Origin of the sequence: Enterobacter sp. SES19 (assembly GCF_011765665.1) — a bacterium.
Taxonomy (GTDB): Bacteria; Pseudomonadota; Gammaproteobacteria; order Enterobacterales; family Enterobacteriaceae; genus Enterobacter; species Enterobacter pseudoroggenkampii.
The window spans coordinates 2,602,624-2,628,824 of sequence record NZ_CP050320.1; the positions used below are offsets into that span (position 1 = coordinate 2,602,624).

The 26,201-nt window shown below is 48.8% G+C and carries 31 protein-coding genes; 7 read left to right on the forward strand and 24 right to left on the reverse strand.

Annotated features, from left to right (window positions below):
- Window positions 1–330 precede the first annotated feature (330 nt).
- Window positions 331–1,440, forward strand: a complete 1,110-nt coding sequence (gene ompC / locus GXP72_RS12330; RefSeq protein WP_024907230.1) for a porin OmpC — start codon at window positions 331–333, stop codon at window positions 1,438–1,440.
- Window positions 1,441–1,587: 147 nt separating this feature from the next.
- Window positions 1,588–1,713: a hypothetical protein gene (locus tag GXP72_RS22775; protein ID WP_280115393.1), complete on the forward strand. Its 126-nt coding sequence runs from the start codon at window positions 1,588–1,590 to the stop codon at window positions 1,711–1,713.
- Between the two features lie 61 nt (window positions 1,714–1,774).
- On the opposite strand, the gene GXP72_RS22635 is transcribed toward GXP72_RS22775, so the two are convergent.
- The 9 genes from GXP72_RS22635 to GXP72_RS12370 form a co-directional block, all read right to left on the reverse strand.
- Entirely contained in the window at window positions 1,775–1,852 is a 78-nt protein-coding gene (locus tag GXP72_RS22635) for a hypothetical protein (RefSeq protein WP_223239581.1), read from the reverse strand.
- 68 nt (window positions 1,853–1,920) lie between these two features.
- Entirely contained in the window at window positions 1,921–2,343 is a 423-nt protein-coding gene (locus tag GXP72_RS12335; RefSeq protein WP_032647497.1) for a GFA family protein, read from the reverse strand.
- Between the two features lie 3 nt (window positions 2,344–2,346).
- Window positions 2,347–2,544 (reverse strand): hypothetical protein, encoded by a 198-nt coding sequence (locus GXP72_RS12340; RefSeq protein ID WP_023312007.1) that lies wholly within the window; start codon window positions 2,542–2,544, stop codon window positions 2,347–2,349.
- A gap of 90 nt (window positions 2,545–2,634) precedes the next feature.
- Window positions 2,635–3,666, reverse strand: a complete 1,032-nt coding sequence (locus GXP72_RS12345) for a methyltransferase (RefSeq protein ID WP_208762927.1) — start codon at window positions 3,664–3,666, stop codon at window positions 2,635–2,637.
- Window positions 3,667–3,924: 258 nt separating this feature from the next.
- On the reverse strand, window positions 3,925–4,374 hold the full coding sequence (locus GXP72_RS12350; protein WP_024907227.1) for a hypothetical protein: 450 nt from the start codon (window positions 4,372–4,374) through the stop codon (window positions 3,925–3,927).
- A 153-nt stretch (window positions 4,375–4,527) separates the two neighbouring features.
- Complete coding sequence (locus GXP72_RS12355) at window positions 4,528–4,968, reverse strand: VOC family protein (protein ID WP_024907226.1); 441 nt, start codon at window positions 4,966–4,968, stop codon at window positions 4,528–4,530.
- A 72-nt stretch (window positions 4,969–5,040) separates the two neighbouring features.
- A complete protein-coding gene (locus GXP72_RS12360) occupies window positions 5,041–5,385 on the reverse strand; it encodes a DUF1294 domain-containing protein (RefSeq protein WP_048991959.1) in 345 nt (114 codons plus the stop codon).
- Between the two features lie 95 nt (window positions 5,386–5,480).
- The gene (locus GXP72_RS12365) at window positions 5,481–7,004 is read right to left on the reverse strand and encodes a cyclic diguanylate phosphodiesterase (protein WP_208762928.1); all 1,524 of its coding nucleotides are present in this window, start codon (window positions 7,002–7,004) and stop codon (window positions 5,481–5,483) included.
- 283 nt (window positions 7,005–7,287) lie between these two features.
- Window positions 7,288–7,608, reverse strand: a complete 321-nt coding sequence (locus GXP72_RS12370; protein WP_208762929.1) for a cupin domain-containing protein — start codon at window positions 7,606–7,608, stop codon at window positions 7,288–7,290.
- A gap of 531 nt (window positions 7,609–8,139) precedes the next feature.
- Between GXP72_RS12370 and GXP72_RS12375 the strand changes: the two genes are divergently transcribed.
- Entirely contained in the window at window positions 8,140–8,814 is a 675-nt protein-coding gene (locus tag GXP72_RS12375; RefSeq protein ID WP_208762930.1) for an SOS response-associated peptidase, read from the forward strand.
- Window positions 8,815–8,865: 51 nt separating this feature from the next.
- Here GXP72_RS12375 and cspF read toward each other — a convergent pair whose 3' ends face one another.
- Window positions 8,866–9,078, reverse strand: coding sequence for a cold shock-like protein CspF (gene cspF, locus GXP72_RS12380; RefSeq protein ID WP_244319915.1), 213 nt, complete (start codon window positions 9,076–9,078; stop codon window positions 8,866–8,868).
- A 288-nt stretch (window positions 9,079–9,366) separates the two neighbouring features.
- Between cspF and GXP72_RS12385 the strand changes: the two genes are divergently transcribed.
- Complete coding sequence (locus GXP72_RS12385) at window positions 9,367–9,585, forward strand: cold shock domain-containing protein (RefSeq protein WP_126328651.1); 219 nt, start codon at window positions 9,367–9,369, stop codon at window positions 9,583–9,585.
- A gap of 240 nt (window positions 9,586–9,825) precedes the next feature.
- On the opposite strand, the gene GXP72_RS22640 is transcribed toward GXP72_RS12385, so the two are convergent.
- Entirely contained in the window at window positions 9,826–9,990 is a 165-nt protein-coding gene (locus tag GXP72_RS22640; RefSeq protein ID WP_213758942.1) for a YnfU family zinc-binding protein, read from the reverse strand.
- Between the two features lie 148 nt (window positions 9,991–10,138).
- On the opposite strand from GXP72_RS22640, the gene GXP72_RS12390 reads away from it, so the two are divergent.
- Together GXP72_RS12390 and GXP72_RS12395 are read left to right on the forward strand one after the other, a co-directional pair.
- Window positions 10,139–10,366 (forward strand): hypothetical protein, encoded by a 228-nt coding sequence (locus GXP72_RS12390; protein ID WP_025910815.1) that lies wholly within the window; start codon window positions 10,139–10,141, stop codon window positions 10,364–10,366.
- A 173-nt stretch (window positions 10,367–10,539) separates the two neighbouring features.
- Window positions 10,540–10,878 carry a hypothetical protein gene (locus tag GXP72_RS12395; protein ID WP_126328652.1) on the forward strand — a complete coding sequence of 113 codons (339 nt, stop codon included), beginning with the start codon at window positions 10,540–10,542 and terminating at the stop codon, window positions 10,876–10,878.
- Between the two features lie 376 nt (window positions 10,879–11,254).
- On the opposite strand, the gene GXP72_RS12400 is transcribed toward GXP72_RS12395, so the two are convergent.
- From GXP72_RS12400 to GXP72_RS12410, 3 genes are all read right to left on the reverse strand, one after another.
- Window positions 11,255–12,523 (reverse strand): Y-family DNA polymerase, encoded by a 1,269-nt coding sequence (locus tag GXP72_RS12400; protein WP_100122047.1) that lies wholly within the window; start codon window positions 12,521–12,523, stop codon window positions 11,255–11,257.
- Between the two features lie 2 nt (window positions 12,524–12,525).
- Entirely contained in the window at window positions 12,526–12,945 is a 420-nt protein-coding gene (locus GXP72_RS12405; RefSeq protein ID WP_100122046.1) for a translesion error-prone DNA polymerase V autoproteolytic subunit, read from the reverse strand.
- 172 nt (window positions 12,946–13,117) lie between these two features.
- Window positions 13,118–13,675: a recombinase family protein gene (locus GXP72_RS12410; RefSeq protein WP_100122122.1), complete on the reverse strand. Its 558-nt coding sequence runs from the start codon at window positions 13,673–13,675 to the stop codon at window positions 13,118–13,120.
- Between the two features lie 364 nt (window positions 13,676–14,039).
- Between GXP72_RS12410 and GXP72_RS12415 the strand changes: the two genes are divergently transcribed.
- Window positions 14,040–14,492, forward strand: coding sequence for a hypothetical protein (locus tag GXP72_RS12415; RefSeq protein WP_238599003.1), 453 nt, complete (start codon window positions 14,040–14,042; stop codon window positions 14,490–14,492).
- A 13-nt stretch (window positions 14,493–14,505) separates the two neighbouring features.
- Here the strand turns inward: GXP72_RS12415 and GXP72_RS12420 are convergent, their stop codons facing one another.
- From GXP72_RS12420 to GXP72_RS12465, 10 genes are all read right to left on the reverse strand, one after another.
- Window positions 14,506–15,621 (reverse strand): tail fiber domain-containing protein, encoded by a 1,116-nt coding sequence (locus tag GXP72_RS12420; protein ID WP_208762931.1) that lies wholly within the window; start codon window positions 15,619–15,621, stop codon window positions 14,506–14,508.
- A gap of 47 nt (window positions 15,622–15,668) precedes the next feature.
- A complete protein-coding gene (locus GXP72_RS12425) occupies window positions 15,669–16,622 on the reverse strand; it encodes a DUF6453 family protein (RefSeq protein ID WP_265350051.1) in 954 nt (317 codons plus the stop codon).
- Window positions 16,622–19,834, reverse strand: coding sequence for a host specificity protein J (locus GXP72_RS12430; protein WP_208762932.1), 3,213 nt, complete (start codon window positions 19,832–19,834; stop codon window positions 16,622–16,624). The genes GXP72_RS12425 and GXP72_RS12430 overlap by 1 nt, the downstream gene beginning before the upstream one ends.
- Before the next feature lie 48 nt (window positions 19,835–19,882).
- The gene (locus GXP72_RS12435) at window positions 19,883–20,473 is read right to left on the reverse strand and encodes a tail assembly protein (protein ID WP_100121986.1); all 591 of its coding nucleotides are present in this window, start codon (window positions 20,471–20,473) and stop codon (window positions 19,883–19,885) included.
- Window positions 20,473–21,195 (reverse strand): C40 family peptidase, encoded by a 723-nt coding sequence (locus tag GXP72_RS12440; RefSeq protein ID WP_100121985.1) that lies wholly within the window; start codon window positions 21,193–21,195, stop codon window positions 20,473–20,475. Before GXP72_RS12440 ends, GXP72_RS12435 begins: the two co-directional genes overlap by 1 nt.
- Before the next feature lies 1 nt (window position 21,196).
- A complete protein-coding gene (locus tag GXP72_RS12445; protein WP_208762933.1) occupies window positions 21,197–21,952 on the reverse strand; it encodes a phage minor tail protein L in 756 nt (251 codons plus the stop codon).
- Complete coding sequence (locus GXP72_RS12450) at window positions 21,949–22,296, reverse strand: phage tail protein (RefSeq protein ID WP_100121984.1); 348 nt, start codon at window positions 22,294–22,296, stop codon at window positions 21,949–21,951. The genes GXP72_RS12445 and GXP72_RS12450 overlap by 4 nt, the downstream gene beginning before the upstream one ends.
- Window positions 22,297–22,631: 335 nt before the next feature.
- Complete coding sequence (locus tag GXP72_RS12455) at window positions 22,632–25,544, reverse strand: phage tail tape measure protein (protein WP_100121983.1); 2,913 nt, start codon at window positions 25,542–25,544, stop codon at window positions 22,632–22,634.
- Window positions 25,541–25,855, reverse strand: coding sequence for a DUF1799 domain-containing protein (locus tag GXP72_RS12460; protein WP_084832933.1), 315 nt, complete (start codon window positions 25,853–25,855; stop codon window positions 25,541–25,543). Before GXP72_RS12460 ends, GXP72_RS12455 begins: the two co-directional genes overlap by 4 nt.
- On the reverse strand, window positions 25,852–26,163 hold the full coding sequence (locus GXP72_RS12465; protein ID WP_100121982.1) for a phage tail assembly chaperone: 312 nt from the start codon (window positions 26,161–26,163) through the stop codon (window positions 25,852–25,854). Before GXP72_RS12465 ends, GXP72_RS12460 begins: the two co-directional genes overlap by 4 nt.
- Window positions 26,164–26,201: the final 38 nt, after the last annotated feature.

The following is a 26,201-nucleotide window of genomic DNA, read 5'->3' on the forward strand; positions in this document are numbered from 1 at the left end:
ACCGGGCGAATCCAGATAATCAATAAATATCTATTTAGTTTCCTAAATATTATTCACGCGAATTATGGATAAATAATCTTAAAGGCATATAACGCCGCCAAGAATAGCTTAACTAATGCCTGATTAATAATTTTAATTTATTATGTTTTGCATTAATACATTCATCAAACAGATGACCATTACCATTGATTTATTCGGTTTAGATTTTACTTAGTTCGTAACAATTATAATTTATTACTCTTACACAGGAGTGATTTAGCATGAGACAACTTTCTCATTCAGGAAGTTCAACAGGTAATTAAATAAAAACAACTGCAAAGGAATATCACAATGCAAAGAAAAGTACTGGCCCTGATGATTCCGGCTCTGTTAATGGCTGGCGCAACTCATGCAGCAGAGATTTATAATAAAGACGGCAACAAATTAGATCTGTACGGAAAAGTAGATGGTCTGCACTATTTCTCCGATGATAAAGGCGCTGACGGGGATCAAACCTATATGCGTCTGGGCTTCAAAGGCGAAACCCAGATCAACGACATGATGACCGGCTACGCACAGTGGGAATACAACATTCAGGCCAATAACACCGAAGGGTCTGATAACCAGTCCTGGACGCGTCTGGCCTTCGCTGGTGTGAAGGTGGGCGACTACGGTTCCTTTGATTACGGTCGTAACTATGGCGTGCTGTACGACGTGGAAGGCTGGACCGATATGCTGCCTGAGTTCGGCGGTGACTCCTACACTAAAGCCGACAACTTCATGACCGGCCGTGCCAACGGCGTGGCCACCTACCGTAACACCGACTTCTATGGTCTGGTGCAGGGTCTGAACTTTGCGCTGCAGTATCAGGGCAAAAATGAAGACGCCAGCAACAACCAGGAAGGCACCAACAACGGTCGCGACACGCGTCACGAGAACGGCGACGGCTTCGGTATCTCTACTACCTATGACTTCGGCATGGGCATTACCGCAGGTGCAGCCTACACCTCTTCTGACCGTACCAACGAGCAGGTGATGCATACCACAGCGGGCGGCGACAAAGCGGATGCATGGACTGCGGGCCTGAAATATGACGCCAATAACATCTACCTGGCGGCAATGTATTCTGAAACCCGCAATATGACGCCGTACGGTGATAACACCGACGCCGTGGCGAACAAAACCCAGAACTTCGAAGTGACCGCGCAGTACCAGTTCGACTTCGGCCTGCGTCCGACCCTTTCATACCTCCAGTCTAAAGGTAAGGATCTGGGCAACGGTCAGGGCGATCAGGATCTGGTTAAATACGCTGACGTAGGCGCGACCTACTACTTCAATAAAAACATGTCCACCTACGTTGATTACAAAATTAACCTGCTGGATGAAGATGACAGCTTCTACAAAAACAACGGCATCGGCACGGATGATGTCGTCGCGTTAGGTCTGGTTTACCAGTTCTGATTGCCAGAGCCCGCATTATGATGCGGGCTCAATTTTTTTTGAAGTACGTCACAAAAGACAGTTTCAGAAAAGGGTTGGTTGAAGGTAAGTTGAAAGAAAACGGGTTAAACTCAGGTGATAGCCCTTTCGTCACTAAGGATAACAGCGTTGTTTGGTCGTGTATCCCTTGCCGTACTTGCCCTTTTAGCCTTGCTGTGGATGGCGTTAATTTTTGATTTTGCTGATGTTGTCGGGCATCTCGGCGCGCTGTTAAACCATCTGGATGGTGGTTAACTGTGTTCCGGAAACAAAAAGCCACCAGCAGTGCCGGTGGCGGATAAACGCACAGGTCGCGTTATTTTTTCACCGGTTGAGGCTTTTTATCACCTGATTCAGGCGCCTCTCGCGGATCGTCTTTTTCAACACAGAGCATAGTCTCTCCTGTTTCAGATAACCACCCTCCACTATAGCCAGGCTGATTAAAGAATGGCCAGGCGGCAATTACGCCTCAACTGTCCCTTTCTTGCGAAAAGAGAGATAGCCAAACACCCCGCTGTCTCCATCCGAGGGATGGTTTACCCCGTCCATTACCTTCACCTCAGAGAAATCGAACGGTGAGACGTTTTCAAAGCAGGCAACATTCACGCCGTATTCGTTTGGATTGGAACGCCGCTGATGGAACGTGTAGATCCCGCACACCGAGCAGAAGAAGTGCCGTGCCGTTCCCGTGTTAAAACGGTACTCCGTGAGCTTATCCTCACCTTTTGTCACGGTAATCCCTGACAGCGGCGCAGAGACGACGACCGCACCCCGCATGCGACAAAAAGAACAGCTGCAGCGCCGCGCGGTATTCAGGCCATCCGTGAGCGCAACGGTAAAGGCCACCGCACCGCAATGGCACTGCGCATTACGACATTCAGCCATAGGCTATACCCCTTTTCTCACCAACTCGGCGGCTTTCACGAAAACCTCGTCTTCTACACCATCGCCTTTTTGCCTGCCCAGCCTGACCAGCTCATCGACAATACTGTTGCGATGGATCGGTTTCTGCGCTGAAACCAGCCCAATGACGGCGGCCCCAATCGCCAGCCCCACTAATCCGGTTTGTTCATCTTTGTTTTTCATATTCATGCTCCTGGTACAAGAGACAAGCGTAGCAGGAATACGGTAAAACGGAATGCCGGGCACATGCTCTGTGAATATTATTTAAACAGTTCAGGCAGGTATGACTTCTAAAATCGACAAATACGAACGGGTGTCTATTATTTTGTTCAATTTCAGATTGCTCTGTTCAAACAAGGCCTGATACTCAGACTCTGTTCGTGCCCGCCCTCCATCAAAACTTGTTAACAGAAGAAGGTCAATTTCAAATCGTCCCTGTTCATTATTTTCTTTTTTAATAAGCGGCTCAAAAATTAATAGCCGGGAGTTTTCTTTCATAGCCTTTCTGCAGCATTGAAGGATCTGAATGGCCTTCTCATCAGGCCAGTCCATCAAAATATATTTAAGCAGGTAAATGTCCGCTACAGGACAGGATTCAAAAAAGCTGCCCTCAACGGTCTTCCATCGACGATTATCCTTTAACAGGTGCAGTCGATTCCGCTCAAGCACGTCTTTTTGATCGAAGAGGATCCCCGTTAAGGTCGGATTTCGACGTAAAACGGCCAACAATAAGTTACCCAGCCCACCGGCGATATCGGCAACGACAGCGTTTTGAGGGAACGAATAGCTATCTGCGATGACTTCATTCTCTACGGATGACATAGAGGCCATACCCGCATGAAAAATGTTGCTGTCAGTCATCGTGTCATCATGCTGCCAGTAGTCGTAAAAAGGCTTGCCAAACAAATCATTAAAAACAGGTTTGCCTTGCAATATTTCATCCATTTTAGCCGCTGGCTGCCAGAATGTTGGGTCTGTCAGCATGAGCACCGCCGCACGCAAGGAAAATTCATGCTCAGAACAGAGGAATTGTGCTGAATGGCTAAGACTGTATTCAGCTTCAGATAATTCGTTGAACACCCCGCGAGAGGACAATAAGCGCATGATCCGATGAAGATAGTCGCCATCGACACTAAGCTCCTCCGCCAGTTGCGTAACGGATTTTTTTCCTTCAACCAGACGATCTGCGACCCCTAATACCGCGACCGCCCGAAGTGCTGCCTGCCAGACAAAACCCATGCTTTGCTCTAACAGACACATTCCCTCTTTACGGCTTAGTAAATCCAGACTATTACGTTGCGACATATTCTGCTCCTTACCAGTAAAGATGTGCTGAACAACTAAAACGCCGCTAGCAAGCGTAAGTCTGGTAGTGAGCTTTATCCATAATATCAGAAAGGATTATTTGTGCGGTTTCGTACCGTTTAGCATACAGTCCATTTCAATACGTAAAAAAACAGGGCCACTTACCCCTTATTTTGATTAATAACACCACGACACTATTATTTCATAAATGATTACCATGATAGAAATAATACCTGTCGCGAGACAGACATTTCATCGTTAGAATCTCGGTGCCAGCCCGTATTTTGGCGTTTTTATATTTGCCGCCCAAATTTTGATATCGTTTTGCAGGAGAATAGTGAAATCAGATTTCAAATGCGTCACCATGCCATTGACGCTGTCCGCATCCACCACTGAAAAATGTTCAATTCTGTTCTGCCCTATCTGAACACAATCATATTTAGCGGGCAGGACTTTACCATTCACATTTAGCGGAAGGTTATTATCACCACAACGGCCTTCAGTAATATATGACACCAGCAAGTTAGCGGATTTTCGCCCTGGCTGAGAAACACTCACCATGACGGGAAAGCCTTCCGAGGTTTGTGTCATATCATAAAGGACCGCATTTTTGATATACCAGGTATTATATTCCCGTTCCTGAAAAGCAGACCAGGAAGGCGCAGAAAAGACAGACAGCACTGCCAGTATAATAGAATTTATTTTCATGGGATGTTGTCTTCCTTGTTGTTGCACGTATTATTCAGATTGTGCAAAAAACAGCAACCACTTAAGAATAGTCCTACTACTATTGGCAGTGATGGAGGATTAATTAACGACGTGCGATGCGCCCCATTTCTTCGTTCCGGACGTTTACCCGCGTTATTTATCCCGATTCATCGTTCGAATCGCTTCCAGACCGACACGCTGTCCAAATGACAGTTCTAACGTATTTCCATCGGGATCGGCAAAAAAGACATAGTAGCCGACGGGATCGCCTACGTTCTCAGGCGCTTTCCTTAGCACGCCTTCAGCGGTGGCCATCGCGGTTTTTCTGTCAATTTCTTCGCGGGTCGCGCAGGCAATACCCAGATGCCCGAAGCTACCCAGCGGCGTATCGGTCACGGTATCGGCCTGTACAAGAACAAGTGCAAAAGGACGAGTATGGTCGCTAAGCCATGCCACTTTTCTTGCATCAGGCATATCGGGTTCACGCAAATGAATGACCTCCATACCGGCATAGCGACGATAGAAGGCAATACTCTTTTCCAGGTCTCTGACCATAAACGCGACATGAGTGAAACCTACATCAATCTCTTTCATTTTAAGATGTTACTCCCTTATCAACGTAGTGCTGGCATCTTAAAAGCTCAAGTTAACTTGATGTCAATACGTTCATAAAGAAGAAACAGGAGAGAAATGGTAAAGCACCGCCATCATGCCGATGCTGACCACGACGCTTAAGAAAAAGTAGGTTTTGAAGGGCTGCTTTTGGGTTTTATGGCGAAAAAGCTGCTGGCCCACAATGGCGCCAGGCCAACCTCCTGTCACGCCAAATACCAGCAACGTAGCTTCCGGTACCCTGCGCATCCCTTTACGCGCCGCCATTTTATCAGCGCCATACAGAGCCAACGTCAGCACATTGATCAGCAGAAACCACATCACCACAGGATTCGAGGCCAGAAAGCTACCGATTGCAGCAAAGATCAGGAGTAAGTAACAAAAGCGATTGAGGGTCATAGCACAAGCCACCGGGTTGTTGAGCGGTTTTGGAAGAGGGAGTATACGCTATCTTAGAAATGTTTCAGGCTGAAACGCTGATTGCGGGTTAAACCTCATTCCACCCTCACTTTAACTTTTGGCTTCGACAAGAGAACTTTGAGCAGCTCCTTGAAAGGAAGAGGTTTATAGAAGAAAAAACCCTGTAAAAAACGGATATGATTGCGCGTGAGGTAATCAAGCTGCTCTTCTGTTTCAACACCTTCCGCCACGATACTAATTGAAAGTTTTTTTGCCAACTCCAGCACCGAATCCAGGATCAACGTTGAATCCTCATTCGCGTTAACCCTGGCAACAAAGCTTTGGTCGATTTTAATGTAATCAATATGCAGCGCTTGCAGATAGGATAGACCTGAGTATCCCGTACCAAAGTCATCCAGGGCAATAGCAAATCCGTTGTTATGCAGCTCATTCAGCGTCTTAACGAGATGTTCATCGATGTGGAGCGGTTCGCGCTCGGTCACCTCAACGACAAGATTAAGATCCTGTTGAATAAAACTGTGTTTGTAGTGGAGGCACTCTTCAACAAAGGTGGACGCAACGATATGAGAAGCGCTGAAGTTCATTCCTACGTGAAACCCTTCTGGCAGCAACGTTGAAATAGAATTCATCTGCTTTGCAACCTGTCTCATTAAACTTTGAGTTAACGGAATAATTAACCCTGATTTTTCAGCGAGAGGAATAAAGGACGCGGGAGAAATAAACCCCGATTGCGGATGCTTCCATCTGGCCAGCACTTCTACGCCACGCAAGGTGCCCTCTTTTCCGCTCACGACGGGTTGGTAATAGGGAATAATTTCATTTCTGTAGATGGCAGTACGCAGAGATTCCTCAGGCGAAATATCCTTAGAGAGATAACGCTGCAAAAGATAAGCAGGAAGAGAGGAAATGAGCAACAGAAATAACAACACCCCACCGGCCTGGTCGAATAATCTCGTCAGGCTAAACAGAGGCGGAGCGTTAAATTGAATCGCGAAAGGAAAATCAGCATCTTTTACCGTCAGTACATCTTTGTTCGAATGGGCTGCCGTCAACACATCGCCTGATTGGCCTAAGATACGATCGCCGACGTTCAGTGAATATCCCACGCCACGTAATGGCATATTCAGCGCATCCCGGATATGGCTGTCACTGATGCTCACCATGATTCGGCTTCCGGCATGATTTGTCTGGTATAAGAGAACCGGCAGGCCGTTGACCGTACTTTTCGCTGGAACGAGTAGCAATGATGCCTGAGGCAGCGCTGAGCCGTTAACCAACAACACGCGATTTCCCGGTAAAGAGGAGCACCATACCGCATCTTGTTTCAGAATAACGATCGTTCTCAGATGCGGTTGTAATGCCGCTTCAGTGCCGAGCCGATACTGTCCTTCAGCATCACACTCATTCTCAGCAAGCTGCATTGCTATCTGGGTCGCATGACGGGCTTCTTTAAGAATGACGTTCATGTTCCGCACAACATAGTGCGCCCCTGCAAGGCTGTCAGCCCGTGCAGAATACCAAACCTGTAAATTGATGATAAAAACGCCCAGCAAAAATATTGCCGTGGCTGCAGCTACGGGGATAGATGCATGGCGCATTTAGGGTTCTCGATTAGAGTGAGGTAACCGCTTCAGCGATGCTGAAGCGATTGAATTGTCATCGTCTTAATCATGGTAGATAACATAATAATTACCATGTCAGGCGTCGAAAATTTTCATTCTGACCCGAATATTTGGTCTGCTCCCATGGCGCAATAAACGACATCATCGAGGGGAAAGATATAAGGCCACCGAATGGCAGCCCTGCTGATACGTTTTCATTAATTTCAGGTAGACTGAGAGCCAGATCAAAACGACACCCTGACACTTCATCGCAAGCTGCTTAAAGCGAGGCCACTTCCGTTTCTGGTAAATCAATGATAACCAGTGTGCCAAAACTGCCTGTTTCGACAGTATGGGGAGTGCCAGCTTTGGCTACATAAAGTTGTCCAGACGTCACAGAGATTTTTTTACCCTTCACGCTCAGCTCCAGACGCCCATCAATGACCAGTAACCCCTCGTCATACTCATGAACCTCTTCAATCACTGAGTGTTCATCCATGCGTAAAACTTTGAGATTCGCAGTTCCAATACGGCCTAATATATGAGAGTGCCAAGTCTCCGGTAATGCAAGTGCTTCGGTTTTGAGGTCATATAGCGACATAACGTCATTCCTTTTGATGTTCGTTTAACGCTCTTATGCCATACAAGTTTCCTCCCGTCTTAGAACAAATATGGAAAACCAGGACGAGTAAGATGCTATAGGAGGTCTTGAAACCACAGCGCACGCTGACAGTGTTGCAACGCCAGATATAACCTCGCTGCAAAACGTGCTGGCATTCGCCGCCGGAATCCGTACCATACGCGGCATACAATTTTTGCCCCGCTGGCTCCGAAGGTAGTACTCAATGCAAGAGAATCAAGAGATTAACAAAAAAGAACAATACAACCTGAATAAGCTACGCTGATTTTCCCAACTCATTGATATCATTTATTTTCTCCGCTTATTCAATTAGTTATAGCATAATAACTTCTCCCTAAAGCTACCCAGATCTACATTTTCAGTGCCCTTTTTTTGCCTCTATTCCGCATTTTTGCCCCTAAATTTGCCCCTAAATTTGCCCCTAACTTTACTCAGTACGTACCTCTTTTTCTCCCTGCCCTATACTTTCAGTCTGACTGACTGGAGGTTTCTATGTGTGGACGTTTTGCACAAGCACAAACCCGTGAAGAATATCTGGCTTACCTGGCCGACGAAGCCGATCGTGACATTGCCTATGACCCGGAACCTATTGGCCGGTACAACGTTGCGCCAGGAACCAAAGTCCTGCTGCTGAGCGAACGAGACGAGCAACTGCATCTCGATCCGGTGTTCTGGGGCTACGCGCCCGGGTGGTGGGATAAGCAGCCACTGATTAACGCGCGCGTAGAGACGGCGGCCACAAGCAGAATGTTTAAACCGCTATGGCAGCATGGCCGGGCGATCTGCTTTGCAGATGGCTGGTTTGAATGGAAGAATGAAGGCGACAAGAAACAGCCCTACTTCATTCACCGGGTAGACGGCCAGCCCATATTCATGGCGGCGATCGGAAGCACGCCGTTCGAGCGAGGCGATGAGGCAGAAGGTTTTCTGATAGTAACGTCTGCCGCTGACAAAGGCTTAGTGGATATTCACGACCGCCGGCCCCTGGTCCTATCGCCTGAAGCGGCCCGGGAATGGATGCGCCAGGACGTTGGAGGGAAAGAAGCGGAAGAGATTGTATCTGACGGCTCTGTACCAGCTGAGATGTTTATCTGGCATGCTGTGACCCGTGAAGTAGGAAATGTAAAAAATCAGGGGAGAAAATTGATAGAACAAATAGATATATAATCTGATGTACTTTTGATGTGTACTTTATATTTGGTTCAATTTTATCTCACTTTAAGAAAGAAATATATTTGCAGCCATCGGACCACTAAGCCCATTTATACGATAAAATTCAACACGAACGCCAGGTTTTAACGTTTGGCTTTCATTATTACTTAATGCAGAAATATGTAAAAAAACATCTTTTCTGCCATCTGATGGGATAACCAATCCCTTTCCGCTCTTGAAGTCAAAACTTTTGACAATTCCTGTCATTTTACGAGACAAATATTTTCCTAATGGCAATCCAGATTTGACTATACAGGATTGGTTAATAATAGCTAATCCTATTTTATTGGCCTTCCGGAAGGCTAAAATAAAATTTGCTTAATCATTCAGCACGTGCCTTAATGGTTTGACTGATTCGTTGCGATGATGAATCTAACTTTTCCAAAAGCCGTTCTCATAACCAGGTGTTATCTCTGATACCTCCTCCTCTTGAGTCCAAACATATACCAGCATACGTTTCTTATCATGAGCTTGCTTGTCAGTTTGAAATGTTCAAACGGAGTTTGTATGTCATCTAAAATCATAGGCCTTGTTAAGTGGTTTAACGAAGATAAGGGGTTTGGCTTTATCTCCCCACTCGATGGAAGTAAAGATGTTCTTGTTCACACTTCTTCCCTGCTGGGAGAAAAATTTAATACTCTATTTGAAGGACAAAAAGTCAAATTCGCTATCATAGCTGGAACTAAAGGTCCAATCGCTGCCAAGGTAACACTTTGCGATAGATAATTTTTAGATGGTTTACTTAAGCCAGCATGACTTTATCAGTGGAAGGTGATTGTTCGGTTACGCACATCATTACAACAGGCCAGCATATTTACTTACCATCAAGTTTGCTGACCGATGTGATGAAATGCAGGACTGCTGCATGAACAGTCTCAAAGCAGAAGCTAACTGCTTATAAAATATTAAAGTGCGTAAGAGGTTAGGCAGCCTCTAAAAGCATCACTTCTTATTTTTTTTAATTTTTTAGAAGCGCTGGGGAGATTTGAATAAAGCACAGCAGTATGGGCACACCAATTGAGCCCCCTTTTGTACACGATTGTAACTATGTTCGGAATCTTTTGAGCAGTTTGGACAAGGACATTTTACTAAATAATTTCGGCGGAATTGAGTGTTTTTACGTGCTGACATAGACTTCTCCAGTTCAAATGGACCGTTACAGTACACGTTAAGTCAGTATAATGCTTGTTTTAATTTCGATAGAGGCAAAAAAAATGAACAAACAGCCCCCTTTCGAACACCTGCAGGGGCTAAAAGCCCTCAAAATACATGGTGATATATGAAAAAAGTAATCATTTTTTTTAATGGTAAGCCAAGTAAAGTTATCACTGTGCTTAAAGGTGTGACATCAATACGCGAAGAATATCCTAATGGAGAAGTGATAAACCTTCAGATAATGTCAGCAGGTTTTCCCTCTTTAACAGGTGACCATGAAGTGGTCTATGTGGCATCAGATCGAGAGCTTACCTCTCAGGAAATATTAGATGCGGCGCAGAAGTATCTTTGACGCAAGGGATTCAACGCCAACGTTCATGAAATCATTATTATAACTACGTTTAATTATTATAGCCTGCTTAACGCAGGCTTTTTTTTACCCCCACACAAACATTTATAATTAAGACATGTACATCCAACACCATGGCAATATGACTTTATTGCTGAAGAAACCATAAGGCTTCCATGAAAATTCTATATTACACAGTATTAATAGTTATTGAAGCCCCATTCTCAGATAATAATATTAACCCTCTTATCTTAGGTCTCTTGCATGACCGAAACTATTCAAGTAAGTCAAACCGAGGCGTTAAACTTCCATCCCATGCATTCATTGGTTCAGAGGGTCAGGCAGTTTTAGAGTGGGAGTCTGAAAAAGATGGAGCAGAAAAACTAAAAAAAAGACTCTACCAGATGCTGCATGGAATTACACGTTTAGAAGAGTCTCCCACAGCAATTTTTCTAATGATTTGCCCAGAAGATAAAACCTTAACCTTTGTTTCAAGACTTAAAGTAAAAAAATGAACATCGATATTTTAACCTTCACCATCTGAAAATACCGTGACCGTGAAAACTGCGAAAGAAAATCATGAGGCACATCAGTAAATTTTGTATCATTTGCTAAGCATTGCTGTTACATTCGGTTTTATGATGAATCCTCCTCAGCGGCAGGGCTAACTAACCTGATGATTTGTATATCAAGCGGCTCATCGTGAATTTCTGAAGCAGCGAGTCACGAGTGGTTAGCTCAATGACTCACCGGGAGGCACCCGGCATCATATCCATAAGCCCCTGTATAATTGCAGGGGCTTATTTACATTACAAAAGCATAGTAGTAGACATATTACTCTTAATACTCATAGCCGATAATTAGGTTCGAATGAATATACCGTTTAAAGAATCATCTAACTTTTATTAGGTCTGAATACCTCGTAGTATATCGTGGAGATAACATATCCCGTTTCATCTGCCATTGCTGCTGTATGCCCTGCCCGGCAAAATAAAGCGTTCCCTTTCCATCTTTCGCGTTCAGATAATCCAGAACTTCCATCAACCTATCGCTACCAGCGCGCGGCGCGTTCTCGTCGAACAAGTTGAGCTGGGCCACACCATGGCTAAAGAAGTCACCCAGCATAATGCCGGCTTTCTGGTAACGGTGTCCGTCTTTCCAGATTTTGTCCAGGCACTTTACCGCGGCGTTAATGATGTCGCGTGAATCCTGAGTGGGGGTAAGAAGCTTCATGGACGCACTGTTACCGTAATACGGCTCGTTAAGCGCAAAGGGAGAGGTTTTCACGAACGCAGAGATAAACCGGCAATACTGGTGCTCACCACGAAGCTTTTCAGCACCACGGGCCGCATAGCTGCAGATGGCCTGACGCATCTGCTCATATTCTGTGACGCGTTCACCAAAAGACCGGCTGCAGACGATTTCCTGCTTAGCTGGTGCAAACTCCTCCAGCTCGAGGCATGGCTCGCCGCGCAGCTCCCTGACCGTTCGCTCGAGTACCACGTTAAAGTGTTTGCGGATAATCCAGGTGCTTTGTTCTGAGAGGTCCAAAGCCGTTTTGATGCCCATGGCGTTAAGCTTCTTACTTATACGCCTGCCGACGCCCCACACGTCCTCTACAGGCACAATAGCCAACAACCGACGCTGCCGGTCGATATTGGACAAATCAACCACCCCACCAGTCTGGCGCTGCCATTTCTTGGCGGCGTGGTTTGCCAGTTTAGCGAGTGTTTTTGTCTGAGCAATGCCAACCCCGACAGTCAGGTGTGTACGCTTCAGAACCTTAGAGCGGATTTCTTTCCCGAAGTCAGTCAGGTCCCGGCAGTTGCGAACGCCAGTCAGGTCGCAAAAAGCTTCGTCGATGCTGTAAATTTCGACGCGGGGGCTCATTTCCTCAAGCGTCGTCATTACCCGGTTCGACATATCTGCGTACAACTCGTAATTACTGCTGAAGCAAACCACACCAGCGCGCCGGAATAGATCCTTTTGCTTAAAGAATGGCTCTCCCATAGTAATTCCAGCGGCTTTGGCCTCGGCGCTGCGTGCTATTACACAGCCGTCATTATTCGAAAGAACAACCACTGGGCACCCTTTTAAGTCGGGCCGAAACACCGTCTCGCATGATGCATAGAACGAATTCACATCACAGAGCGCAAACATGTTCAGCTCGCCGATTTCACGATGAAAGTCACGACACCGAACACATCAAGCGTGTCCTCGCTGCCGACAATTATCGGCGAGTAAGCGCTGTTCATAGGATTGAGTTGCACGGTCGGGCGCAGCTGCAGACGCTTAACAGTGAATTCCCCTTCCACCGCGGCAATGACAATGTCACCGTGCTCAGCTGTGCGCGAGCTGTCCACCACCAGCAGATCACCATCGCTGATCCCGGCTTCGAGCATTGAATCACCCGCGGCTTTGACGAAGTATGTTGAGCTCGGGTGGGAAACCAGTAACTCATTGAGATCGATACGCTGTTCAACGTAATCAGCAGCAGGGCTTGGAAAACCACACTGTACTAAGTCACTGAAAAGCGGGAGAGCGATAATTTCTCGCAGTTCTGTTGGCCTGATGAATTCCATTGCACACACCTCAAATACTGCTTTTATATACAGTAGTTTTATTTGTAAATGTCCGCAAGATGGAGACACTACCATCTCTGCTTAAAGCTTCGCCGTTTCGTTTCTAAGTTTCTATCCAACTTCGAATTATGAGTTTTGTAAATTTTATGGCCGCAACTCAGTGTGAACAGATTTAAGCCGATTTTGAAACTGGGAATTTTTTATACAACGTGCAGACGGCAACGTCATAAATTATCGCTACCTGCTTCCTGTCCACACCGTTCGCTATCAACCGCCCGGCCTGCGCCCATTGGTCCTGGGTAAGCTTCGGACGCCTGCCGCCGATTCGCCCTTTCTCACGAGCTGCAGCAAGACCTGCCCGGGTGCGTTCCACAATCAACTCCCTCTCCATTTCCGCCAGGGCTGACATGATATGAAAGATGAAGCGACCCATCGGGCTTGATGTATCGATACTGTCTGTGAGGCTCTTAAAGTGGATACCGCGCTGCCGGAGTTCGTCCACCAGCAGCACCAGATTACGCATGCTGCGCCCAAGGCGGTCCAGCTTCCAAACCACCAGCGTATCCCCCTCATTCAATGCCTTTAGAAGCTTTTTGAGTGCTGGCCGGTTTGCCACAGTTCCGCTCATTTTTTCTTCGAAAATCTGTTCACATCCTGCGCGTTCTAGCGCTTGCCGCTGAAGATCCGTATTTTGGTCATTTGTTGACACCCTTACATAGCCAATTTGCATATTTTTCACCCAGTTATTTCTGCAAAAAAATCAGGTGAAGTTATCGGCTAGGCCGCTCAGGAGCAATCTATAAAACGTCGGTTTAGGAAGTGCAGCTCTGAAAAATGTTGGTTTAAATCCTGGAGACATTGCAACCGTCCATTCCGGGCGAGGATCATCAGCAAACCCAGTTCAAAAAATCTGGGATGGGATATATGAGCCGGGAGTAGCTGGGGCATTGTTTCCTGAAAGTTGTGTAATTCAGGTATTGCCGGGTCCGACATCATCTGAGTGGGGAGAATTGGGTATAGGGTATGGGCAGTCAAACAGGGCGTTCATTGCAAAGGCATCTTACAGTTCCACAATACCTACTGGAAATATTACGGTGATGGAGCTGTGGCACTCACATAATACAACGGTCGATGCGAACGGTTTTCTTAAGCGAGCTTCTCCAGTAGTGAAGATCTTTAAAGATGGTGATTATGAAACTAACGACGAATCAGCAGGGGTTACTGTCTCTCGTCTGGATGTCGGCCAATATCTGATTGAAGGTTGTGAAGCACTCAATTCAGACGCTGCCTGGGGGGGGATCGACGGAGGGTTTGAGATTCCCACAGACCGGAATAAACAACCGCTGATTTGGCTGGATTATGAGGTTAATGCCGATGGTTCTGTGTTGGTCAAAACCTATCATCGTACACACTCTGATGCACCAGCATTCGCCAGGAACGAACAGGACGGTATAAACGATGGAGATCCTGTCGATATCCCTGCTGACCAGTTCGTCTGCGTGCGGGTGGAAATGCCCGCTGATTGTTTATTCAACCAAAAAAAGTAAGTTGCTGAGACGACTACCTCCCAGCAGTCAGCTCGCTCATCATCCTTTTGATCCCGCTAACTTCATCCATTAAAGCAAGGATAGCCTCATGGTGAAGTGCTGCTGATGCACCAGGCACATCTACCGATAAGGTTTTCTCAACTACCGTACCGTCTTTAAGTTCGGTACGTCCTCCCTCAAAAACTGCCGTCGGCATGACTTTCATAAGCTCCTGTGCAATAAAACCCTGCCCAGGAGGTGCATCATCCAGACGCTCCCAGGTATATCCATGCATCATTCGCATTTTATCAAGCGGGTTTTCTATAACCTTTATGTTGGTTTTGATCTCTTTATCGGAATTGCTCAGCCATGAGCCGGCATTCGCAACAGCGTTTCCTGACAACTGGAAATCCCAAGAAACGTTACGTGACGCAGTATCGATTCCCATGATTACGTTACTGACCTCATAATCTCCTGAGGTGTTGTACTGCATGATGACATAACCATCAGATGCAGGACGTTTGAAAACTAATCCCGAACCATTTTTCACACCGGCACCGGGAATAAAAACATTAAGTTCAACCGTGCTTCCTAGTTGTGGGTCAACTTTTAGAAGTTGCTTTCTGATACCACTACTGTTTTCAGTTGCCAGATCTCCCAAACCGAGGTTTTTGCGAGCGCCTGATTCGGTTGTCGAACCGGTACCGCCCTGGTTAACAGGTACGGCCCCACCGCTCTTGGTTGCCATATTGTCAGACAGATATTTCCATGATGGGCCGGTGAAGGTAGTGCCGTCTGGCAGTTTCACTGTGATGTTTCCGGCTGCGCTGTAAACCTGCTGCCAGTTCTGTTTGTCGTAATTTAGTCCACGCAGCGCTTCAGCACTTTGCGCCACCAGCGCAGCAGTGACCATGTTCAGCGCCACACGGGGAACCGCTGACCAGGCCGCACCGGATCGAGTAGGCCCGGTATAGTTGCTGACCAGCGTCAGCTGGGTATTACTGTCGACCGTTTTCACCGGCAGCGTGTACGGCACACCGCCCACAGTCGAAACAATGAAATCACCTGCGGCGAGTTCGGTTGCGAATGAGGTTCCGGAACCGCCAACAATAGCGGACCCGTTTGTCAGGGTAATGGTTCCTGCCGACATAATGGACTCCTGAATTCAGATAATAAAAAACCCGCCAGAGCGGGTTGTCAGTAAATTGCATCAATAACGGGGATGGATAGACTTGTCAGCCTTCGTCCTACGACGCTGTATTTCGATGTCCACGAAGCAGCATTTCTTCCCCTCCCGGCGCGCACCAGATTGCCGCTGCGGATCAGGCCCGCCCATTTCAAATAGTCCCAGCCGGTGTAAACCTCGCTGTTATAGCCATAGCGGCCAAGCAAAATCATGCCCTCGCCAATATTGGTATTTGACCATGATGGTGTATAGGTCTGGTTCCGGTACACAAATGGCCTGCGCGTGGTGGAGAACACACAGACACCTCCCTTAATGATATTTAGCCCCCTCCCAGGCGTCGGGCTTACGCCACTGGCAAAAATAGCGATCTGCATGGTAACGGTCGCATCCTGATCGAGACCAGCATGGTCTATTGTCGCAATAATATTCGAGCCGTCGAATTCAATGGTGACGTTATCAGCACTCCACTTTGCGAACACCATATAGCGGTCGCGTGAGATATTTGTCGTCGGTGTAGCCCAGCTCCCGGTGAAAGTGACAGTGCCGCGCCAGACGCAGTAGCCAGACATCGTGGCATCAGTGATTGAGAGGAAATCCGTGCTGTCCTTAATCAGCAATCCCCTACCTGAAGAGGTCGGTAGAATTTGCCAGATTGATGAGGCAAAAGTACGAGAGCTCCCAAGGCCATCACTCCGCCAGTTGTTCATGGTCATGGTATTGCCGTTTACGGTAAAACCATCCAGCATGACAATGGTTGGAATCAGATTGGTGCCCACCCAAAATCTGTCGACAGTATTGCGCGGAATAAGGACGATCTGACTTCCATCAACTCGCTGGTTAATTGTGAACTGGTTCCCCGAACCGGCATCGCTAACATTCTGGCAAAACGAAGGGCAGCGGAGCCCGGCTGTTATTTCCATTGCCGGTCCTCCGTCGTTATAAGGTATTCGTAATCCTCTTGGCATTATGGCCACTCCCCAAGAATCATCAGATCACCACCGCCGAGGTCGACTTTTACTCCCTTCCCGTCAATGGTGACGCCGTTACCGTTACCGGTGAACGCGAAGTTGCCGCTGGTAGCGTAAAGCGCCCCATGAAGCTCACAATTCCCGCCCTTATCAATATTCCACCCGGCACCACCAGGACCAGCCACATAGTTTGATGAGCGTATGTAATTACCTATCTTCGCGTTAGTAATGCTGCCATCCTGAATAAACGCTGAGCTGATAAATACCTGGCCATTAACCACAGCGAACGGCGAATACTGGGTATCACCACTGCCACTCATCAGCACGAACTGGTTAGCGTTAAATCCAACCCTGGTTACTACCGGTTTTCCTGCCTCCGCCAGGACGGCAATCGACATCCCGGCGTTGTACATCACGCCATTAATCCTGACACCCGTTTTCAGCGTATAAATGGCTGATGCGCCGGTGGCGTCCACGACTGCAGTCAGCTTATCTTCAAGAGCTGCCGTCACATCGTTAAACTGCGCCTGCACCTGAGTGGACATCTCCGCCATTGCTTGGCTCACGTCAGCAATGGTCGTTTTGACAACCAGGATATCGGCACGCACTTCCCCGTATTGTGCCCACTGGTGCTCGACTGTTCCGTGGTTCGCCAGGGCGTTCTGAAGAATTCCCTCAATGTTGGTATCAATGTCACCAGTGAGGCGCTCCCCATCAGCAGATGTAAGAAAATCGTCTGCGATATCACCCAGATAATCATCGGCGTTATCGTTAGACATCCCCCTGATCCATTCTGTATACCCGGACTCGTTACCCGTTCTGTCAACCAGCTGCGCGCGGTACCAGAATTCCTGCCCAGCTTTAAGGCCGAGCTGAGTGTATTCCGCAGATGGATAAGGCACGTCTGTGAGCAGGAGAGGATCCGAAAAGTCACTGTTGGCTGTGTACTGAATTTCAGTTTTTAGCGTATCGCCGGTATTTGCAGGGAAGCCCCAGTTAAGACGAATGCCCCAGTTAATGCCCGTGGCCGTGAATCCTACTGGCTTAGGTGGATTTCCTACTTTGCCGGTCAGCTCCTTCTCCTCCGAATATCCCCAACCTGAGGAAATTTCAGCGGCATTGATTGCGCGCACGCGCACCAGGTAGCGCCCGGCATAAATCCCAGGGACGTCGAATGACGTAGTGGAGCTGCGCGGCATGTTCACCCAGTTTCCGTCGTTGCGGCGCCATTGCGCTTCATAGGCGATAGCGTTCTGCGCCTGATTCCAGCTCACGCGCATGGTCTCAACGCTAATGTTCTGCTGAACCACAGAAAACGAGCTGATCACGATGTTCGCAGGCGGCGACTGATTACTAGGAGGAATGACACTCACCGGCCGCTGATCTATAACGGCACCTGTATCGATACGGGCATATTTATCCGGATCGTGATTTGCCCCCGTGATGGTATATGTCCCGTCATTGTTATCGGTGACACTAATTACCCTGTACAGCTGCGCATAAAGTTCATCAGATTCAATAACCCATACAGCCTCAGCCTGCGGAAGTTCACTAAAAGCGGTGGTCACGGTGACCATTTCACCTGACAGGGACTGAATCGTTCGGGATTGGGTGATACCCGACGGCAGGTTTACCATTATCCTGTCACCGGCCTTAGCACTTGGTACCCGGTCAAGTTTGAGTACACGACCATTAACCGCGGATAATCGACCGCCTAAATCTCTCCCTGAAAGATTTCGATCAGAAACAGCAATTATGTAGCCCGGCTGAGGAATATTACCGTCCAGACCAACGTCAAACGTTACAATCCTATCTTTATTGTTGGTCAGGATCCCCCAGCGCCCTTTCCTGTTAGCCTCAGACTGCCGGGTGCAACCGATGGCGGTGATCTCGAGCTGGTTGAAACCATAGCGCGCCACCAGCTCCTGTTCGAAGACTGGCTCCATTGCATCAGCATAGCCATTTGCCGGATCAGACCAGGATACAAGAGCGTTTGTATAGCGACTTTTGGTTGTGCTGCTGGAATATACGAATTTGCCGTCGACAACGTTAGCATGCGTGTAGGTAAAATCGACATCTCTGGGCATGTCTGCAAGGGCAACAATCTGGTCGTCTCCCCAGTAGGTCATGCCTCGAAAAATGGCGGCGAAGTCACGCAGGACGGTGTAAGCGTCATTCCGATCCTGAATGTATACGTTGCAGGTGTAACGAGGTTCAGTTCCGCTACCTCCCTTACCATCCGGTACCGGTTGATCACAATATTGAGCGACCTGATAAAGCGTCCATTTGTCGATATTGGCTGCCGTTAGCCGATTACCAAGGCCGAAGCGGTCAGTGACCACCAGATCGTAAAATATCCACGCAGGGTTATCCGTCCATGCCCACTTAAATGCGCCCGTCCAGGTGCCGCTGTACGTTCGTGTTTCGGGGTCATAGTTATCGGGCACACGAATAACTCGCCCGCGAGGCTCGCAGGAAATTTGCGGTATTGAGCCATTGAACTGGCTCGAATCAAATTCGATGTACAGTAGCGCGGTGTTCGGATAGCGCAGTTTGGCGTCGATTACTTCTGTGAAGCTTTGCAGCGTCATCGTGTCGCCAATCTTCGCGCTATTGGCATCGGCTGTAATCTTGCGCAGCCTGATGGTCCAGGTGCTGCCAGCCTGAGGTAAATCAATACGGTGGCTGCGCTCATAACCTGACGTCGTTTTCCCGGTCACGCTGGTATTCAGCACTGTCTGCCAGGTGCCGCCATCTGTCTGCAGGTCAATTGCGTAGTTGACCGAATAGCCAACCAGATCGCCATCGTCCTCCTGTTTGAAGAGAGAAGGCCATTTTAGACGCAGGCGAACAGCTGAAAGCTGCGTATTGGTGAACGTGCGCATCCATGCAGTGGTGCTGGAAATTTCGGTACCCACGTTAATTTCGTTTTCAGTACCCGGGATCCCTTGAATGTAGTTTTGCGCCTGAGTTCCAGAACGAAACTCCCACGCCACACCGCTGAAGTTCTGCGAACCATCTGCGTTTTCAAGTGCAGTGCCATCGAGATAAATATCGCGCGCAGTAAGGCCACCAGCAAGTTCCCCCTCTCCCAGCGCGAGAAGGATTTTTGCCTTGGCTACTGACTGCAGATCGTCTGGCTGTTCTGTAGGAGTTCTTGAGCTTGAACTGCCGCCCTTGCGGCCTTTAATAGCGGTTGCTATAGCCATATTGCGCCCATAAAAAAAGCCACCCAGAGGTGGCCTGAAAGAAGGTATTTATTGCTGATCTTCGACATAAATCCCGGCAGAAATAATCGCGCCGCCGATTCGCCGGCGGCCATAAAGAAGTGGTACTGGATTCCCTTGGGCTGTCGTGTTTGTTACTCCACCAAAGGCGTAGCTGGCTTGGTTATCCGCAGATTGCTTACTGGCGAGCCCGGTTGTCTGTGGAGAAAGCATTTGTACGACACCGCCAAGGGCCATCGCAGCGCCAAATTGCATTAGAGGAACGCCAACAGCACCACCGCCAAAGTATGACGCCACAGCACCTACTGCGACCAAAGCCACGCCTAAGATGGTCTGGAATATTCCACCACGTTTACTCCCGAGGATAACAGGCGCAATACGGATATCAGCACTACTTTGATCCATAGAGAGTTCATCATCGTTCAGGTTACGCTTTCCACTGAATACAGCGTAAGTAAGCCCGCGCTGCTTACTGGTATTTAAAAAACGCTCGAAACCTGGCACGATAACGCACAATGCGCGGATGGCTTCTTTTGGTGAGGCTACCGAAAGTTGGAATTCGCGGCCAAACGTAGTCCCCAAAACACCATATAGGCGAATAGTACGGACGGATTCGCACATTATCCCTCCTGCATGATTATGCTTTTATGCCTGACAATTTTCATGGTTCTCTCCATCCAGTAACCTCCATATGGCACACGTTGACTGAGGTGACCATAAAGATGATGCAGTAGCATGTTGCCTTCCAGCAGAATCCCCGCGTGATTCCACTTATCAGCCTGAACCTGCATGATCACCATATCGCCAGGTTTTGGCGGCCCGTCGAATTCACGGAATCCGCACTCATACCAGCAATCCTGATAGAAGTTGTCCGGATAGTCGTTTTCCCACCAGGGATAATCAACACGGTAATCCTGAAGTTCGACATCATGCTCCTGCCGGAAATAGCTCATCACCAGCCCCCAACAGTCGTAGTGTCCGAGCACAAACGGGCGCCCGAGCAGCGGCAATTCTCCGCGGGGAGAAATGGTACGAAAGTCTCCTTCCGGCCAACTGACAATATGCCAGGGCAGCAACGTTGCATCGCATTGAGCCTTGTCCAGTTCGCTTGGTTGGGTCGTCGCGTCAGGGTGGCTATGTACGATTCCCGTTATCGTCCCCCAGTCTTCAGCAGCGGCGTAATCCACTGGTGAAAGGTGAAACTGTTCCGTTGGTTCAGCAGACAGATTACGGCATGGGAAATAGCGTTCAACCCGGCTTTTCTGCGCTATCACGCCACAGCATTCGCGGGGATATTCTTTCGCTGCATGCGCCAGGATGTCCTGAATTGTTTTCTGACGCATATTAGCTCCTGATCAAAGATGTTCCCGGAAAACCACCGAAAGGAAGTTCATTGTGTTCACCAAACCGAAGCTTGCATGCGGTGAGCGTGCCGTTGCATTCATCCAATGAGGGATCGCTTACCGGATTGTTGTTTCTGTCGAAGTAAAGCATGCCGGTATAATCGCATCCATCACCGATGCGGTACTTATTCCGGATGCACCAAGTACACAGGGAATGAAGCTGGCGCGTCGGGATCATCAATCCCTGCAGGTCCATCGGGCTGGTAAGAACAAACTCAATACTCTCGCCGGGCAACTCACTATTTTTACCGTCAATGTAGAAAACCCGTTTCCTCACCTGAAGGGGATCTGCAGTGGGATTTCCATCCGGAAAATTACGTGCATCCAGGTAATGCGCAAAAGTGTCATGAATCGTTACTTTGGCCTGCAGCATATCGTCATAGGCCAGACAGAGCGCAGTGATAGAGCTGTCAATGTTGGCAACGGTTAGCGTCGGCTGGGCGCTATTGCCATCGGTTGAAGTTTCCAGTCCCTCAAGCTTATATGGCCAGGCACTATACTCTTCGCCTTGCCACCAGATACTCTTCGCCTTTAACTTTGATTCGTCGCCACCAGCAGCCGCAATCTCTTCTTCAGTATGCGGGAGGTTATAAGCGTGAAAGCGCAGAACGTCGTCCAGACCAAACGCAGAACCGTCTACCTCAAGAAGACGTATTTTTTCACCCGGTTCGAGGCGTTGATAATCTTCAGTAATCATGGTGCATATGCCTGTTTGAAGGTTGCTTTTATGGTCATCACTTTGCTGGAGAGCGGCTGGGCTTTAATAGAATCAGCTTCAATCCGGTATAAACCGGTTTCGCCAACAGGAGACGTCCAGATAAAGGATTTTGTGATGTGCTTGCGGCAAAACCTCAGCGCATCGAGCATCTCAGCTTTTTTCCCCGTTAAGGTCATCGGCCATGACTGTTTTTCAGGGTTGATGCCTTCACCGGCGATCTGTTCAAAGCCGTCTCCGAAGGATGCAGAGCGTGTTGCGTAAGTGAACTCCCCTTCCATTCCCGCTTGAATCTGGGTTCGCCAGGTAAATGTTTCGATCGTCACTTTTCCTCCGGGCATAAAAAAACCCGCGGAAGCGGGTTGAATTCGAATAGTGCCAGAAAGAATTTTTTCTCCTACTGCCTATTCATTACGTATATTTGAATGGCTTTTACACTACTTCACTACACAGCGAGTTCTTATGAAAACACTACTAGTTGCCGTTCTTTCTTTAATGCTTGTGGCGCCCTCGATCACTTATGCAAAAGGTTCTCGTGGTCATTATACAAACGGGAAAGGCTCCTCACACAAGGGTGGGACATATACAACCCATAAGTATCTGCCACGTAAATAATTAATCCTGTGATAGCAGGCTCAAACTAGGGACTGCTATCAATTTTTCAACGGCTTTTCATAGCGTTCCAAATCAACCTTCCGGGTTGCAACTCCTTAGCAATTCCAGCACGAACAGATTGATCGATGGTCTGTTTGTAAGCCCGAGAAATAGCATCGTTATTGCCGGAAGTCTGCTGGTGTGTGTTCTGATTTTGAACGACCACGGAAGTTTGAACGGTTACGCCACCAGCTGCATTCGATTGCAGCCCATACATCGGGGCGCGCCCAACATAACCGCCGTTTGCATACCCCTGAGCTCCACGCATAAGCGCATACAGATTGCCGACACCCAGCGCATTGGTCGCTTCCTTCGTAAAGACAAACTCACCGCCGTGTACAACGCCTTTCGGTTGGTATTTACCGCCATCTCCCGTGTAGCCGCCTCCATCAAAACCGGGGACCAAACCACCACCTGAGAAACCAAAGAACGCGCCGATACCGGTTCCACCAAACGCTGACTTCATTCCATTAACCAGAGCCAGTTGGGTCAGCATCTGGGCGATGCCCTTGAGGAAAGTGGAAAGGAAATCTGAGAAGTTAGATTTACCTGTTGTGAAGAAATCAGTCAGGGTGCTGGCCATCCCGGTGAACGCGTTACTAGTAACCGTCTGCACCTGGGAGTACACATTGGTCGCGCTCTCTTCGAAATCAGCCCATCCCTTTTTCGCGCCTGTCAGCCAGTCACCGCGTAGCTGATCCTCAGCATCATAGTAATCGTTAGCTGCCTTAAGCTGTTTCTGATAGCCCTCGTCGTCAAGCGTGCCGCCGGAGTTGATCCAGCCAGAGGAAACCTGGCTCTTTGCCAGCTCACGTTGTGCCTGACGGTCACTCATCCCGGCACCGTTCACTAATGCAGCCTGTTTCTCTGCCATCTGAGTGCCGTATTTCTGCGAGGTATCCATTCGCTTGTTCAGCTGTTCCTGTGCGGTAATCTGATCACCTAACAGGGCTTTCTGCCGTGCCAACTGAAGCACCTGGTCTTTACTCGCCAGCAGGGATTTTTCCTGCTTTGTCAGTGAACGTGAGCGCGAGGCCTCCTCCAGCACCTGAAATTTCGCTTCAGTCGTCCACAGATCTTTGCGCTGCTGGCTGATAGTGTCGTTCAGCCCTTTATGCTGCTGCAGCGCGCGTAACTGTGCCTGAAGCGCCAGTAATTCGGCCTGGGCAGCATCCGTGCTGCGATCGCCAGCCGATAAAGGGCCCTGCTTTCCGGTTTTGGTCTTTTTGCCAAAAGAAGCGACTCCTTCCCGATCCTTCTGGGTGGTTGCGGTACTTATCTTTCTGGACGTATCGAGGTATTTACCTGCACTAAAATCAGCCGCATCCCATTCTTTTTTCAGCTGAGAAACGCTGTCGCCATAAGCGCCGGCCATTTGTTTGTTGTAGTCCTGCCATCCCTGCAAAGTATCTGTTTTCGCCCAGTCGGGAACGAGGTTAATCGCGGCAGCGATAGAGGAAGAAATGATCTGGTTCAGCTTCTGGAAAACGATCGCAACGCTGTAATAAATTGCGTTGAATTCCTTCAGAGTGTTTGATGCCAGCTCAGCTACCCACTGACCGATACTCTGCATGGCCTCAGACGCCCAGCCCTTTATATCCAGCCACAGGCGACCAAACGGTGTCAGCGAGTCGTAAGCCTGCTCTCCGCGTTTTGCCATCGTATCGCCAAACAGGTCCATAGCCTGCGTAACGGCCGCGGTCTGGTCCTTTTGCTTTATCAGATCGTCAACATGCTTAAGTTGTGAAACGGTCAGGAAATTATATTGTTCGTTGAGACTCTGCAGCGCTTTAACAGGGTCTTTTTCGATGTCCTTATAGGCTTTGGTGATGTCCTGCGCCGAGACTATACCGGTCTGAACCGCCAGCGCCGTGGAGCCCGCTGCTTTTTCAAGTTGCTGCTGTGTCAGCGATCCCATGCCAACCAGCTCAGTCATCAAACTCTGAACGGTTCCTACAGTCGCGCCAGTAGAGGCAGCAATAGACTGGGAGGAAGCCATAATCTGGAGCGCTGACGTGCCGGCAATGTTGCCAGTCCTGATAATGGCCTTGTTGATTTCGTCGTAGGCGGTAAAGTAGTCCGACCCCGCTTTTGCCGCAATCAGAACGGCACCAGCCAGGCCACCAATGGCCACTCGGGCAGGAGTCACCATCGACAACATCGCTTTCAGAGCATTGCCTACACCGCCAAACGAGTCACGGAGCTGACCGCCCTGCTGAATAGCAACCATATAAACCGGCATACCGGAAGCCAGTGAAGTCACAATGTCGGTCATTTGCATCGGGAGATAACGCATAGCATTGCGATATTGGCCCGCGCTGATAGCCCCAGACTTCCATGCTTCTTCCTGCTCTTTCAGCTTTGCGATCATTGGTGCAGCACGATCGGATACGCCGAGTTGGGCAGCTTTTAGCTCTAACAGTTCTGCGCGCGTTTTTCCGATTGCTGTGACCTGCTCTTCCAGCGAATCGATAAAGGTTTTGCCCGCCGCAACTGCACGCTGCGCTGCCTGTGCCTGTTCAATGCGAGCCCGCCCCTCTGCGGTCTCAGACTCCATAACCTGCGCCAGTTTAGCTCGGGTCGTCTCAAGCACGCTGTTGTAGCGAGTAAAGTCTTCATCCCCTACCAGCCCTTTACCACGAAACTTCGCCAGGCTCTCCTGGATCGTGTCCAGTTCATCCAGCGCCTTGTTCACCGGGCTAATTTTATTCAGCAGGTTCTGCAGCTCCTGGCGCTGTTGCTTCAGGCTTTCACTGTTTTTCTTTTGGTTATCGATACCGGTACGGAACGTACTGTTCAGGTCATCCGCTTTACCTGCCGCGGCGGACGCGGTCTCCTGAAAGCGATCCAGTGCCTGGTTACCACGCTCCAGCTCACTGGTATTTACACGCAGGGAAATCGTGGCGATATCGTTACTCATTCCGCCCTCTCTTTATGCATAACTTTTAGTGCGGCGCTCTCCATGATTCGGATGTCCGAAAGCGCGGTTGCCTCGTCGTCGACGTGGTGCAGGCGCATTACCCAGGGCAAAACGTTATAGTCGAGCCCGGACGCGCCGCCCATTCCCGTTCGCCATTGCGTGCTGACAGCCTGAAACACCAGGAATGAAGGCCAGATATCGGGCCAGACATCGACGAAATTATCGTCATAGTCATCCGGCGTAAGCCCGTAAGGCGCCAGGTCTGCCGCTGTGGGTTCAGGCGTATAGAACGCAGAGGCAACCGCTATCAGTTTTTTTCACGCTGCCCCATCAGCTCGCGGTAGTAGATTTCCGGGATGGCCTTCATCGCCGCCGGATAGTTTTCCAGCAGCACCGACAGGTTTTCCGCGTTGAATGCATCGGGAAGTGCCCAGCCAGCAATGATTTCCATCAGAAAATCTGTGGCGGTTTTACCTTCGAGTTTTTCGAGGTCAGCCAGTTCTTTAAGTGGCTTGTGGTTGAAAGTGAACGTCAGCACGCCATCCTCATCGCCAGCGCGGGGGATCGAGACATTGGCTTTAAATGTTGGTTTGGGCTGAAGAGTGAATTTGGTCGCCATCGATACCTCTTAACGGAAAAAAGCCTCCACAATGGGAG

Excerpts from the sequence above, each read along its gene's own strand:
- GXP72_RS12425 (WP_265350051.1), bottom strand. The coding sequence starts at position 16,622 with ATGCCAAGAGGATTACGAATACCTTATAACGACGGAGGACCGGCAATG.
- GXP72_RS12340 (WP_023312007.1), bottom strand. The coding sequence starts at position 2,544 with ATGAAAAACAAAGATGAACAAACCGGATTAGTGGGGCTGGCGATTGGG.
- GXP72_RS12360 (WP_048991959.1), bottom strand. The coding sequence starts at position 5,385 with ATGACCCTCAATCGCTTTTGTTACTTACTCCTGATCTTTGCTGCAATC.
- GXP72_RS12385 (WP_126328651.1), top strand. The coding sequence starts at position 9,367 with ATGTCATCTAAAATCATAGGCCTTGTTAAGTGGTTTAACGAAGATAAG.
- GXP72_RS12440 (WP_100121985.1), bottom strand. The coding sequence starts at position 21,195 with ATGCGTCAGAAAACAATTCAGGACATCCTGGCGCATGCAGCGAAAGAA.
- GXP72_RS12335 (WP_032647497.1), bottom strand. The coding sequence starts at position 2,343 with ATGGCTGAATGTCGTAATGCGCAGTGCCATTGCGGTGCGGTGGCCTTT.
- ompC (WP_024907230.1), top strand. The coding sequence starts at position 331 with ATGCAAAGAAAAGTACTGGCCCTGATGATTCCGGCTCTGTTAATGGCT.
- GXP72_RS12445 (WP_208762933.1), bottom strand. The coding sequence starts at position 21,952 with ATGATTACTGAAGATTATCAACGCCTCGAACCGGGTGAAAAAATACGT.
- GXP72_RS12420 (WP_208762931.1), bottom strand. The coding sequence starts at position 15,621 with ATGTCGGCAGGAACCATTACCCTGACAAACGGGTCCGCTATTGTTGGC.
- GXP72_RS12390 (WP_025910815.1), top strand. The coding sequence starts at position 10,139 with ATGAAAAAAGTAATCATTTTTTTTAATGGTAAGCCAAGTAAAGTTATC.
- GXP72_RS12400 (WP_100122047.1), bottom strand. The coding sequence starts at position 12,523 with ATGTTTGCGCTCTGTGATGTGAATTCGTTCTATGCATCATGCGAGACG.
- GXP72_RS12370 (WP_208762929.1), bottom strand. The coding sequence starts at position 7,608 with ATGTCGCTATATGACCTCAAAACCGAAGCACTTGCATTACCGGAGACT.
- GXP72_RS12345 (WP_208762927.1), bottom strand. The coding sequence starts at position 3,666 with ATGTCGCAACGTAATAGTCTGGATTTACTAAGCCGTAAAGAGGGAATG.
- GXP72_RS12435 (WP_100121986.1), bottom strand. The coding sequence starts at position 20,473 with ATGTGCGAATCCGTCCGTACTATTCGCCTATATGGTGTTTTGGGGACT.
- GXP72_RS12355 (WP_024907226.1), bottom strand. The coding sequence starts at position 4,968 with ATGAAAGAGATTGATGTAGGTTTCACTCATGTCGCGTTTATGGTCAGA.
- GXP72_RS12375 (WP_208762930.1), top strand. The coding sequence starts at position 8,140 with ATGTGTGGACGTTTTGCACAAGCACAAACCCGTGAAGAATATCTGGCT.
- GXP72_RS12410 (WP_100122122.1), bottom strand. The coding sequence starts at position 13,675 with ATGCAAATTGGCTATGTAAGGGTGTCAACAAATGACCAAAATACGGAT.
- GXP72_RS12465 (WP_100121982.1), bottom strand. The coding sequence starts at position 26,163 with ATGGCGACCAAATTCACTCTTCAGCCCAAACCAACATTTAAAGCCAAT.
- GXP72_RS12455 (WP_100121983.1), bottom strand. The coding sequence starts at position 25,544 with ATGAGTAACGATATCGCCACGATTTCCCTGCGTGTAAATACCAGTGAG.
- GXP72_RS22640 (WP_213758942.1), bottom strand. The coding sequence starts at position 9,990 with ATGTCAGCACGTAAAAACACTCAATTCCGCCGAAATTATTTAGTAAAA.
- GXP72_RS12350 (WP_024907227.1), bottom strand. The coding sequence starts at position 4,374 with ATGAAAATAAATTCTATTATACTGGCAGTGCTGTCTGTCTTTTCTGCG.
- GXP72_RS12405 (WP_100122046.1), bottom strand. The coding sequence starts at position 12,945 with ATGGAATTCATCAGGCCAACAGAACTGCGAGAAATTATCGCTCTCCCG.
- GXP72_RS12395 (WP_126328652.1), top strand. The coding sequence starts at position 10,540 with ATGAAAATTCTATATTACACAGTATTAATAGTTATTGAAGCCCCATTC.
- GXP72_RS12430 (WP_208762932.1), bottom strand. The coding sequence starts at position 19,834 with ATGGCTATAGCAACCGCTATTAAAGGCCGCAAGGGCGGCAGTTCAAGC.
- GXP72_RS12365 (WP_208762928.1), bottom strand. The coding sequence starts at position 7,004 with ATGCGCCATGCATCTATCCCCGTAGCTGCAGCCACGGCAATATTTTTG.
- GXP72_RS22635 (WP_223239581.1), bottom strand. The coding sequence starts at position 1,852 with ATGCTCTGTGTTGAAAAAGACGATCCGCGAGAGGCGCCTGAATCAGGT.